The organism is Streptomyces sp. NPDC020299, from assembly GCF_044387825.1.
Lineage (GTDB): Bacteria > Actinomycetota > Actinomycetes > Streptomycetales > Streptomycetaceae > Streptomyces.
The window spans coordinates 1-11581 of sequence record NZ_JBIRWL010000015.1 but is presented as its reverse complement, the minus strand read 5'-3'; the positions used below and the strand labels follow the sequence as shown (position 1 = coordinate 11581).

Here is an 11581-nt window from a genome sequence, read left to right as displayed (position 1 = left end):
GCGTACTACTCCGCGACGGAGGCCCCGACCGGGACCTCGGTGAGGATGGTGCGCCTGGGGTTGGCGGTCTGGGCCGGCAGTTCGACGGAGTGCTCCGGCTGCTCCGCGGTCTGCAGTTCGTCGGCGTCCTCGAGGTGCGCCAGAGTCGTGCGCCGCGGGTTGGCTATGTTGCGGAACATCATCGTCGTTTTCACGGTTGTCGTACGCCCTGTTCTTGTTGTCGTTGTTGCCGTATTTGTAAAGCGTCAGGCTAAACACGCGATTCCCCAGCGGACTCGCGAAGTACTCGTGATCATTGTGTGAGTTTGCTCACGAGCGTGGAGACAATCCGGTCAATTCCGGCCTGCACGTGATGCCGCCGAAACGGACATTGACTCCCCGAAGCCACCATTCCGCTCCCGATCATCGCGACTGGGACACCGGCGCCACCCCGGCGACTCGCTGGAGTAAGTCCGATTCGCCCGAGAACGGCTTCCACGGTTCGTGATGCGGCACTCACATGCTGTCACGGAGGTCACAGCTCGGCCCCGGCCCTTGTTGGAGATCCTGCCACTGTGCTGGAATCTCACGGACCGCCGCAGGATCGAGCCGGCGCACAGGGGCGCGACGCAGCGCCGAGTGGCGGCGAGACAGGGGGAGCCAGCGCCGGTCACTCAAGACCACCCAGGGGGGCGTTTTCAGGGCGTTCCCCACAACGCCGACACCGTGTCCTTCCGTTCACGCGGAGGGGTGCCTGGTCCAGAGGTTGCGACGCTAGTGCAGGGACGTTTCAAGAGGGATGGCAGTGCTTCGGCGGAGCCGGAGCCGCATGGCGGGACTGCCCCCAGCAATGGCAGCTCCTCGCCCCAGCACGCCCAGAACCCGGGCCCGGCCCCGTCCGGCGACGGCGGTGAGCGCCCCGGGCGCCCCGGCGCGTCGGCGCCTTCCGGGCCCCCGAGCCCCGCTCCCGCGGTCAAGCCCGCCGGCGGCCCGACGGGCCCCGGCTCGCGCATAGCCCTGCGCAACTGGCGCATCTCCACGCGCCTGGTGTCGCTGCTCGCGCTCCCCGTTGTCGCCGCGACCTCGCTGGGCGCGCTGCGCATCAGCTCGAACGTCGACGACATCCAGCAGCTCGACAACATGAAGCTGCTGACGGACATGACCAAGCAGGCCACCGAGCTCGCCCAGGCGCTCCAGGACGAGCGCGACCAGTCCGCGGGCCCGCTGGCACACGGTTCCGCCGCCAGCGGCGACTACACGGTCAAGGGCCTGTGGGAGAAGACCGACCACGCCAAGACCAACTTCGAGGACGCCTCCGAGCAGATCGACGACGCCAGTAAGAACGGCCAGCTCCAGGGCGTCCGCGACGCCCTCGTCGGCATCGCCGGGCAGCTGGACGACCTGGCCAAGATCCGCAAGGCCGCGTACCAGTCCAAGAACAACTCCACGCAGACGGTCGAGTCCTACCACCGCCTGATCACCCAGCTGGTCGACCTCTCGCAGGACATGGCGGAGGCGTCCAGCAACCCCGAGATGATCTCGCGCACCCGCGCCCTGGCGGCGTTCTCCACCGCCAAGGAGTACGCGTCCGTGCAGCGCGCCGTCATCGCCGCGGCCCTGCCGGAGACCAACACGTCCGCCGGTCGCCTCTCGGACAACGACCGGCTCTACGCGCAGTCGGCGCAGAGCAGCGAGGAGTCCGAGCTCACCATCTTCAGGAAGATCTACTCGGACCAGGACGCCGAGGACCTCCTGAAGCCCATCGACGACGGCAACGTGACCATCGAGTCCGCGGACAAGTACGCGAACCGCGCTCTGAGCAGCGCCGACGGTCTCGCCGAGCTGCCGAAGCGGTCCTACCGCGACTGGGTCGACGAGAGCACGACCAAGATCGAGCAGATGAAGAAGATCGAGCACACGCTGCTCGAGGACATGGAGCAGAAGGCCCGCGAGCTGCGCTCCGCCTCGGAGCGCGAGGCGATCATCTCCGGTGCGCTGATCCTGCTGGTGCTCGGCGTCTCCCTGGTCGGCGCCTTCGTCGTGGCCCGCTCCATGATCCGCTCCCTGCGCCGCCTCCAGGAGACCGCCACCAAGGTCGCCCAGGATCGTCTGCCCGAGCTGGTCAAGCAGCTGTCCGAGTCCGACCCGCAGGACGTCGACACGTCCGTGGAGTCGGTCGGTGTGCACTCCAAGGACGAGATCGGCCAGGTGGCCGCGGCCTTCGACGACGTGCACCGCGAGGCGGTCCGCCTCGCCGCCGAGCAGGCCCTGCTGCGGGGCAACGTCAACGCGATGTTCACCAACCTCTCGCGCCGCTCCCAGGGCCTCATCCAGCGTCAGCTGTCGCTGATCTCCGAACTGGAGTCCCGCGAGGCCGACCCGGACCAGCTGTCCTCGCTGTTCAAGCTGGACCACCTCGCGACCCGTATGCGCCGGAACGGCGAAAACCTCCTCGTCCTCGCCGGTGAGGAGCCCGGCCGCCGCTGGACCCGCCCGGTCCCGCTGGTCGACGTGCTCCGCGCCGCCGCGTCCGAGGTGGAGCAGTACGAGCGCATCGAGCTGGCCGCGGTGCCGACCACCGAGGTCGCCGGCCGCGTCGTCAACGACCTCGTGCACCTGCTCGCCGAGCTGCTCGAGAACGCGACCTCCTTCTCCTCGCCGCAGACCAAGGTCAAGGTCACCGGTCACGCGCTGCCCGACGGCCGCGTCCTGATCGAGATCCACGACACCGGTATCGGCCTCTCCCCCGAGGACCTCGCGGCGATCAACGAGCGGCTCGCCTCGCCGCCCACCGTGGACGTCTCGGTGTCCCGCCGCATGGGTCTGTTCGTGGTCGGCCGGCTGTCCCAGCGGCACGGCATCCGCATCCAGCTCCGCCCGTCCGACTCCGGCGGCACGACCGCGCTGGTCATGCTCCCCGTGGACGTCGCCCAGGGCGGCAAGAAGCCCACTCCCGGCAAGCCCGGCGCCTCCTCCGGCGGTCCGGCCGCCGCGCAGGCCGCCGCCGGTGCTGCCGCGGCGCGCCGCAACAACGGCCAGGGCAACGGCGGTTCGCTCGGCGCGGGAGCGCCCGGCGGCGCCCTCGGCGGCGGTGCCTTCGGTGCCGGCGCCCCCGGTGGCGCGCTCGGCGGAGGTGCGCCCTCGGGCGGCGGACGCCCGGGTGCCGGTCCCGGCGCGCGTGGCCAGGTCGGTGCGGGTCAGGGTCCGCGGGCGGCGCTGCCCGGCGCGGGCCAGGGCGGCCGTTCCGGCGGGCTCGCACCGCGTGGACCGCAGCAGGGCCGGCCGGCTCCGGCCGGTGCGGGTGCGGGCGGCTTCGGCGGTCAGGCCCCGGGTGCCCCGCAGGGCCTCCAGGCCGCGGGCCCGGGCGCTCCGCAGCAGGACGCCTTCGGCAGCCGCGGTCCCGTACCCCCGCAGCGTGGCGACAACGGCAACACCCGCAACAACGCCTCCGACCAGGGCCGTCAGCCCCAGCTCCCGCCGCGCGGCGGGCCGCGGGCCGAGCTGCCCGGCGGCAACCCGCAGCAGCGCACGCCGAACTGGGGCGACGAGACCGGCCGGCCGCCGGTGTCCCGCGCCTCGCTGGACGCCCCGCGCGGCCACGACGAGCAGGACCCGGCGCAGACCTCGCGGATGCCGCGCATCGACGACCGGCAGGGTCCCGGCGCGACCGCCGAGATACCCCGGTTCGACGACCGGCAGGGTCCGGCCGCCACGGGCGAGTTCCCCCGCCCCGACCTGAACGGCGTCAACGGCTCCCAGAACACGGGCTCGTTCGTCCGCTCCGACGTGTTCGGCGCCCCCGCCGGGCAGCCGGACGACTCGGGCACGGGCCAGTTCGCCGCCCCGCAGGCCTACGACGCCGGCTCCACCGGCCAGTTCGCCGCGCCGGGCTACGACAACAACTCCACCGGCCAGTTCGCCACCCCGAACTTCGACGGTGGGTCCACCACCGGGCAGCACTCCCTGCCCGGCCGCCACAACGGCTCCGGCAACGGCCAGTTCGAGCGGCCTCAGCCGGGCGGCCGGAGTGCCGACTTCGGCGCGCCGCGTCCGCCGGCCCCGCAGCAGCAGCGTCCGGTCCGGCAGGAGCCCGAGGCCCTGCCGCCGGCCAGCAGCCCCGGGGACGGCCGTACACCGCTGTACGACACCCTGGAGACCAACTGGTTCCGCGGTGGTCAGGGCGGCGGACAGGACGGCGGACAGGGTGGACAGCGCGAACCGCAGCAGAGCAACGGCTCGGCTCCGGCTCCCGCCCCGCAGCAGCCGCAGGCTCCCGCTCCCGCCGCCGCGGCGGCCGCACAGCGTCCCGCCACCAGCTCCTGGCGCGCCTCGCCGAACGACGAACTCGTCCGGCAGGCAGAGCGCGTCCGGCAGCCGGCCGCGGGCGGCGTCACCACTTCCGGCCTGCCGCGCCGGGTGCCCCGGGCCAACCTCGTCCCGGGCACGGCTCAGCAGCAACAGCACCAAACCGGTCCGCAGGTCTCGCGCGCGCCTGACGACGTTCGCGGCCGACTGACCAATCTCCGTCGGGGTATCGCGCAGGGTCGCCAGGCCGGCAACGGTCAGACCGGCAGCTTCCCGAGCCCCACTCACCAGCAGGAGCGTTAGTTGAGTCCGATGAGCCAGGCGGCACAGAATCTCAACTGGTTGATCACCAACTTCGTGGACAACACCCCCGGGGTGTCCCACACCGTCGTCGTGTCCGCCGACGGTCTCCTTCTGGCGATGTCCGAAGGCTTCCCGCGTGACCGCGCCGACCAGCTGGCGGCCGTCGCGTCCGGGCTCACCTCGCTGACCGCCGGGGCTTCCCGGATCTTCGAGGGTGGCAACGTGGCGCAGACGGTCGTCGAGATGGAGCGCGGCTTCCTCTTCCTGATGTCCGTCTCGGACGGGTCGTCCCTCGCGGTCCTGGCCCACCCCGAGTGCGACATCGGCCTCGTCGGCTACGAGATGGCGCTGCTCGTCGACCGCGCGGGCGCGGTGCTCACGCCCGACCTGCGCGCCGAACTACAGGGCAGTCTGCTTCACTGATCGGCTCCGGTACCACCCACATCACCAAATCACCGTCCGGCCGCCACAATCCCCCCACCGGCCCCGTCAGACGGCTTGACCGACCGACTTGCTGTCCCGCCCGGAGGATTCATGACCCCGCCCACCGCCTCTCATGATCCGTACGCCGAGCCGTACGGGGACGAGGGCGACCAGCCGCTGGTACGTCCGTACGCGATGACCGGCGGCCGGACCCGGCCGCGCTACCAGCTCGCCATCGAGGCGCTGATCAGCACCACGGCCGACCCGGCAGCGCTCATGGGACTGCTCCCGGAGCACCAGCGGATCTGCCATCTGTGCCGCGAGGTGAAGTCGGTCGCCGAGGTCTCGGCGCTGCTCGCCATGCCGCTGGGTGTGGCCCGGATCCTCGTCGCGGACCTCGCCGAGGCCGGCCTGGTGGCCATCCACCAGCCGGGCGGCGATGAGAACAACGGTGGCGCACCGGATGTGACGCTGCTCGAAAGGGTGCTCAGTGGACTTCGCAAGCTCTGACGGCGGCCGGGCGACCACCTCCGCGAAGATCGTGGTGGCGGGCGGCTTCGGCGTGGGCAAGACCACGTTCGTCGGCGCCGTCTCGGAGATCAACCCGCTGCGCACGGAGGCCGTGATGACGTCCGCGAGCGCGGGCATCGACGACCTCACCCACACCGGGGACAAGACGACCACCACGGTCGCCATGGACTTCGGCCGCATCACGCTCGACCAGGACCTGATCCTGTACCTCTTCGGTACGCCGGGCCAGGACCGCTTCTGGTTCATGTGGGACGACCTGGTCCGCGGCGCCATCGGTGCCGTCGTGCTCGTGGACACCCGGCGCCTGGCCGACTGCTTCCCGGCCGTGGACTACTTCGAGAACAGCGGCCTGCCGTTCGTCGTGGCGCTCAACGGCTTCGACGGACAGCAGCCCTACCAGCCCGAGGAAGTACGCGAGGCGCTGCAGATCGGACCGGACACCCCGATCATCACCACGGACGCCCGGCACCGCTCCGATGCCAAGAGTGCGCTGATCACGCTGGTGGAGCACGCCCTGATGGCCCGCCTGAGGTAGTGCAAATCGGGAGTGCCGTACGGCAGTTGTCGTAATCACACCGGAGCCGGCTGTGGCCTTTGCCACGGCCGGCTCCGGTGTTCATAACGTTTCGGCAGAGGAATCGGGTGGTATTGCCACGCGTCGCGGTCGAACGGTCTCACTGCGCTAACAAACGCCCCGCAATTTGCCAGGGCTCGCTCTTTATGACCGTTTTATCTGAGCCTTACATCACTCCGAATCAGAGGTTTCCACTGTTTGGAAGTGCGAAGGCCCACGTGCTGGAATGCCTGAACTGCCCAATAGTCAAAGACGTACTCCCCAGTGGTCTGTGACACACCGGGCTCTGAGAGACTGCGGCACGACGTAGGTGCCCGCCGCCGAGAGGTTGTTGGTCGAGTGAGGCGAAGCAAGAACGGTCCCGAGCCGTCGGCGCGGGGCAACTTCACCCCGCCGCCGCGCGCTGTGGCGCCCACCCCTGTGCCCGGTGCGGAACCGGCGGCCGCCCCCGCCAAGAGCGGCGGCCGATTCTCCCCACGCAACTGGCGGGTGCCGACCCGCCTGAACGCGATCCTGCTCATACCCGTGGTCGTCGGCCTCGTGATGGGCGGCTTCCAGGTCAAGAGCTCGATCGACACCTGGCAGAACGCCCAGGACGCGGAGAACACCGCCCGGCTGGTGCGCGCCGCCATGGCCTACAGCAACGCGCTGCTGGTCGAACGGGACGCGAGCGCCGCGCCGCTGCTCCAGGGCAAGGGGGAGAAGGACCCGACCGTCGTCGAGGTACGCCGGGAGACCGACAAGACCGCCGACGCCTTCGACGCGGCCGTCCAGAACATGCCCGACCGGGAGAACCTCCAGCGTCGCCTGGCCCGCTTCCGTCAGGTGGAGCCGAAGCTGTCGCAGATCCGCGCGGCCGCCTACACCTCCAGGCGCACCGGCGTGCAGACCGAAGAGAGCTACGTCGACATCGAGCACCGGCTGCTCGAGTTCTCCAACGAACTCGGCCTGGGCACCGGCAACATCACCAGCTACGGCCGTACCGTCTACGCCGTCGCCCTCGCCCACGGCGCGCTCTCGCTCGAACGCTCCATCGGCATGCACCTGCTGATCAAGCCCGGTCCGGACGCCCCGAACCTGGCCTCCCAGCGCGTCGCCCTCACGTCGTACGCCTACCTGGAGGGCATCGCCATCCAGGAGTACCAGAGCGGTGGCACCGATCAGGACATCGCCGCGCTGGGAGCGGCCCAGAAGAAGATCGTGAGCGACGGCAAGGCGATGGCCGCGGCGGCCAAGGGCAAGGACCCGAACTACGTGCCGCCGCCGTCCGACTCCAGCAAGATGATCGCGGCCATAGCCGGGCTGAAGGACACCGACCCCACCACGCGGGCCGCGCTGGCCCAGAAGGGCATCACCGCCCAGAACTGGTGGGCGTTCACCACTCTCAAGTTCAACGCCTACCGCCAGATCGAGTCGAACCTGGCCGACAAGGCGGTGAACGAGGCCTCGACCATCTCGGACAACGCCCAGCGCGACGCCTACATCACCGGTGCCATCGTCGTGGTGGCCCTGCTCGCCGCGTTCATCCTGGCCGGCATGGTGGCCCGCCAGATGAGCCGCTCGATGCGCCAGCTGCGCAACGCCGCCTTCGGCATCGCCGAGCAGCGCCTGCCGATGCTGGTCGACCAGCTCTCCCGTACCGACCCGGGCCGGGTCGACACCCGCGTCGCGCCCATCCCGATCAACACCCGGGACGAGATCGGCGAGGTCGCCCGCGCCTTCGACCAGGTCCACCGCGAGGCCGTCCGGCTCGCCGCCGAGCAGGCCCTGCTGCGGGGCAACATCAACGCGATCTTCACCAACCTCTCGCGCCGCAACCAGTCGCTGATCGAGGGCCAGCTGACCCTGATCACCGACCTGGAGAACAACGAGGCCGACCCGGACCAGCTGGAGAACCTCTTCAAGCTGGACCACCTCGCGACCCGTATGCGCCGCAACGGCGAGAACCTCCTGGTCCTCGCCGGCGAGGAGCCCGGCCGCCGCTGGGACCAGCCGGTTCCGCTGGTCGACGTCCTGCGCGCCGCTTCCTCCGAGGTGGAGCAGTACGAGCGCATCGAGCTGTCCGGCGTCCCGGAGGCCGAGATCCACGGCCGCGCCGTGACCGACCTCGTGCACCTGCTCGCCGAGCTGCTGGAGAACGCCACCACGTTCTCCTCCCCGCAGACCAAGGTCCGCGTCACCGCGACCCGTCTCCCCGACGGCCGCATCATGATCGAGATCCACGACAAGGGCATCGGCCTGACGGCCGAGGACTTCGCGGACATCAACCACAAGCTGGCCAACCCGCCGACCGTGGACGCCGCGATCTCCCAGCGCATGGGCCTGTTCGTGGTCGGCCGGCTGTCCGACCGGCACGGCATCCGCGTCCAGCTGCGCCCCTCCGGCGAGCAGGCCGGTACGACCTCGCTGGTCATGCTGCCGGACGCGATCACGCACGGCGGTGGCGGCGAGCAGGCGCTGGACCGCGACGAGTTCACGGTCTCCCAGATCATCCCCGAGCAGCAGTTCCAGGGCGAGAACTTCAACCCCCAGCAGCAGCTCCAGCCGATGCGCACGGCCGCCGAGCTCGGCTTCGACGACAGCCGCTACGTCGACGTTCCCGACGACATCCGGGACCTGGACCCCGTCGGCCGCTCGCTGATGCGCGAGGAGCGCCGCGCGGCCCTGGAGTCCCAGACGCACACCCCGCAGGAGATCGAGGCCCCCCGGGAGACCCCCGAGGCGCCCGCGTACGCCGACGAGTTCGATGCCCAGGGCTACGACGGGAGCCGTACCGGCTACCAGGAGCAGCCCGCCGCCTACGACCCGCAGCAGGCGTACCAGGATCAGCAGCAGGCGTCCTACGACGAGCCGCAGCAGCCCGCGTACGACGAGCAGTACTACGCGCCGAACGGCGGCCTGCCGCAGAACGACGCCTTCTCGTCGGCCGGCGGCTACCCGGAGCCCGCGTATGCGGAGCCCGCCCAGGAGGAGCACCCGGCCGCGCACGCCGCCGCCTCCGAGTCCTACCCGGCGTACGAGGAGCAGTCCTACCAGGACGACTGGCCCCAGCAGGCCGGTTACCAGAACGGGTACCCGGCCCAGTACGCTCCGGAAGCGGAATCCGCGCAGGCCGGTGACGTGAACGAGTCGGACCGCGTAGGCTTCGACCGTCCGGGACCGACCTCCACCGCCGGCCACGCACTGACCGACGCCGGACTGCCCCGCCGCGGATCCATCGCGAGCGGATCGAACGGCTCGAACGGTACGCGGCACACGAGCCGGGAAACGTCGGCTCCCACCCCGGAGAGCGACGGCGGCGACTGGCGTTCGCAGAACGACCAGCGGTGGCAGCAGGCCTCGCAGCTCCGCAAGCCCAAGGCAGGCGGGGTCACCTCCTCCGGTCTGCCGCGGCGGGTACCCAAGGCCAACCTGGTCGAGGGCGCCGCCGAGAGCACCCCCCAGGGAGGCCCACAGGTCTCCCGCGCTCCGGAGGACGTCCGGGGCAGGCTGAGCAACCTGCGTCGAGGCGTCCAGCGCGGGCGCAACGCAGGCAGTGAAACGAACGGCCAGGGCTTCGGCCCTGACAGCACCTACAACCAGGAGCGTTAGTGTGAGCCCGATGAGCCAGGCGGCACAGAACCTGAACTGGTTGATCACCAACTTCGTGGACAACACCCCGGGGGTGTCCCACACGGTGGTGGTCTCCGCCGACGGACTCCTTCTGGCGATGTCCGAAGGCTTCCCCCGCGACCGCGCCGACCAGCTCGCGGCCGTCGCCTCCGGTCTGACGTCTCTGACGGCAGGCGCCTCCCGGATCTTCGAGGGCGGCCACGTGAATCAGACGGTTGTGGAGATGGAGCGGGGATTCCTGTTCCTCATGTCCATTTCCGACGGTTCCTCGCTGGCGGTCCTGGCACACCCCGAGGCGGACATCGGCCTCATCGGGTACGAAATGGCGCTCCTGGTGGACCGCGCAGGCACGGTCCTTACCCCGGATCTGCGTGCGGAACTCCAGGGAAGCCTTCTCAACTAACTATCAGACGGTGCGTTTTCGCGTCCTGGGGCCGTAAGGTTTCGGGACGCGGCTCCACAGGGATGGGTGCCCGGCACGGTCGGAGGAGGAGAGAAAGTGGCAACACCCCCAGGCGGTTCCAATTCGGGCAACTGGTCGTACGGCCCTGCCCAGGGCCAGGGCGACGGTTCCGCGAACCGGTACAACTTCCCCTCCGCCCCCAGCCACCGGCAGCCGTACGCGCCACAGGGCCCCGGCCCGTCGCCGTACGACCAGCCGCCCGCGCCGCGCATCCAGCCGGTGCAGCCGCATCGTCGACCTGAGCCGTCGCCCGCCGGGGCGTCGAACAACCCCTTGGTGCGTCCGTACGCCATGACCGGTGGCCGGACCCGCCCTCGGTACCAGCTCGCCATCGAGGCACTGGTGCACACCACCGCGCAGCCGCACCAGATGCAGGGCCAGCTGCCCGAGCATCAGCGGATCTGCAACCTCTGCCGTGAGATCAAGTCGGTAGCCGAGATCTCGGCCCTCCTGACAATCCCTCTCGGCGTGGCCAGGATCCTCGTCGCCGACTTGGCGGAGGCGGGCCTGGTCGCCATCCATCAGCCCGGCGGCGACGAGAACGCCGGCGGCCAGCCAGACGTGACACTGCTCGAAAGGGTGCTCAGTGGACTTCGCAAGCTCTAGCGGCGGTCCTTCCCGCTCCACCACCTCCGCGAAGATCGTGGTGGCGGGCGGCTTCGGCGTGGGCAAGACCACGTTCGTCGGGGCTGTTTCGGAGATCAACCCGCTGCGCACAGAGGCCGTCATGACGTCCGCTTCGGCCGGCATCGACGACCTCACCCACACGGGGGACAAGAAGACCACCACGGTCGCCATGGACTTCGGCCGTATCACCCTGGACCAGGACCTGATCCTGTACCTGTTCGGCACCCCCGGTCAGGACCGCTTCTGGTTCATGTGGGACGACCTGGTCCGCGGCGCCATCGGCGCGATCGTCCTGGTGGACACCCGCCGTCTCGCCGACTGCTTCCCCGCGGTCGACTACTTCGAGAACTCGGGTCTCCCCTTCGTCATCGCCCTCAACGGCTTCGACGGCAACCAGCCGTACAACCCGGACGAGGTCCGCGAGGCGCTCCAGATCGGTCCCGACACCCCGATCATCACGACCGACGCCCGCCACCGCTCGGACGCCAAGTCGGCGCTGATCACTCTCGTGGAGCACGCGCTGATGGCGCGCCTGCGGTAGCGCTGCCGCGCAGTGGACGAAAGGGGGCGCCCTCTCCGAGTCGGAGAGGGCGCCCCCTTTCGCCTGTCCCCCATGACGCCATGCTGAAGGGGGCCCACCCGGGCGGGTGGGCCCCCTTCAGGGACGTACTAAGGGGTCCTTGCACTATGAGCGCCCGATCAGGTCGCGTGGTCTGGTGCCGTGCATCGCAAGGCGCCGGAAAGCCCTCGTAGCGGAGCTACTA

Annotated in this window: 9 protein-coding genes; 8 read left to right on the top strand and 1 reads right to left on the bottom strand. The window is 70.3% G+C overall.

The genetic code is table 11. From position 1 onward, the window contains the following. Positions 1 to 5 precede the first annotated feature (5 nt). Complete coding sequence (locus ACH45E_RS32225) at positions 6 to 194, bottom strand: hypothetical protein (protein WP_361447326.1); 189 nt, start codon at positions 192 to 194, stop codon at positions 6 to 8. Positions 195 to 756: 562 nt separating this feature from the next. On the opposite strand from ACH45E_RS32225, the gene ACH45E_RS32220 reads away from it, so the two are divergent. The 8 genes from ACH45E_RS32220 (at position 757) to ACH45E_RS32185 (ending at position 11358) form a co-directional block, all read left to right on the top strand. Continuing rightward, the gene (locus tag ACH45E_RS32220; protein ID WP_361447328.1) at positions 757 to 4587 is read left to right on the top strand and encodes a nitrate- and nitrite sensing domain-containing protein; all 3831 of its coding nucleotides are present in this window, start codon (positions 757 to 759) and stop codon (positions 4585 to 4587) included. A 9-nt stretch (positions 4588 to 4596) separates the two neighbouring features. After that, positions 4597 to 5010, top strand: a complete 414-nt coding sequence (locus ACH45E_RS32215) for a roadblock/LC7 domain-containing protein (protein ID WP_003973453.1) — start codon at positions 4597 to 4599, stop codon at positions 5008 to 5010. Positions 5011 to 5121: 111 nt separating this feature from the next. Further along, positions 5122 to 5520: a DUF742 domain-containing protein gene (locus tag ACH45E_RS32210; RefSeq protein ID WP_019058642.1), complete on the top strand. Its 399-nt coding sequence runs from the start codon at positions 5122 to 5124 to the stop codon at positions 5518 to 5520. Then, positions 5501 to 6076, top strand: a complete 576-nt coding sequence (locus ACH45E_RS32205) for an ATP/GTP-binding protein (RefSeq protein WP_030793795.1) — start codon at positions 5501 to 5503, stop codon at positions 6074 to 6076. The genes ACH45E_RS32210 and ACH45E_RS32205 overlap by 20 nt, the downstream gene beginning before the upstream one ends. Before the next feature lie 378 nt (positions 6077 to 6454). Next, a complete protein-coding gene (locus ACH45E_RS32200) occupies positions 6455 to 9706 on the top strand; it encodes a nitrate- and nitrite sensing domain-containing protein (RefSeq protein WP_361447330.1) in 3252 nt (1083 codons plus the stop codon). Between the two features lie 10 nt (positions 9707 to 9716). Beyond that, positions 9717 to 10130, top strand: a complete 414-nt coding sequence (locus ACH45E_RS32195) for a roadblock/LC7 domain-containing protein (RefSeq protein ID WP_037625176.1) — start codon at positions 9717 to 9719, stop codon at positions 10128 to 10130. 96 nt (positions 10131 to 10226) lie between these two features. Continuing rightward, the gene (locus tag ACH45E_RS32190) at positions 10227 to 10796 is read left to right on the top strand and encodes a DUF742 domain-containing protein (RefSeq protein WP_361447332.1); all 570 of its coding nucleotides are present in this window, start codon (positions 10227 to 10229) and stop codon (positions 10794 to 10796) included. Continuing rightward, positions 10777 to 11358: an ATP/GTP-binding protein gene (locus ACH45E_RS32185; protein WP_361447334.1), complete on the top strand. Its 582-nt coding sequence runs from the start codon at positions 10777 to 10779 to the stop codon at positions 11356 to 11358. The genes ACH45E_RS32190 and ACH45E_RS32185 overlap by 20 nt, the downstream gene beginning before the upstream one ends. The last annotated feature ends 223 nt before the right edge of the window (positions 11359 to 11581 follow it).

Excerpts from the sequence above, each read along its gene's own strand:
- ACH45E_RS32215 (WP_003973453.1), top strand. The coding sequence starts at position 4,597 with ATGAGCCAGGCGGCACAGAATCTCAACTGGTTGATCACCAACTTCGTG.
- ACH45E_RS32210 (WP_019058642.1), top strand. The coding sequence starts at position 5,122 with ATGACCCCGCCCACCGCCTCTCATGATCCGTACGCCGAGCCGTACGGG.
- ACH45E_RS32195 (WP_037625176.1), top strand. The coding sequence starts at position 9,717 with ATGAGCCAGGCGGCACAGAACCTGAACTGGTTGATCACCAACTTCGTG.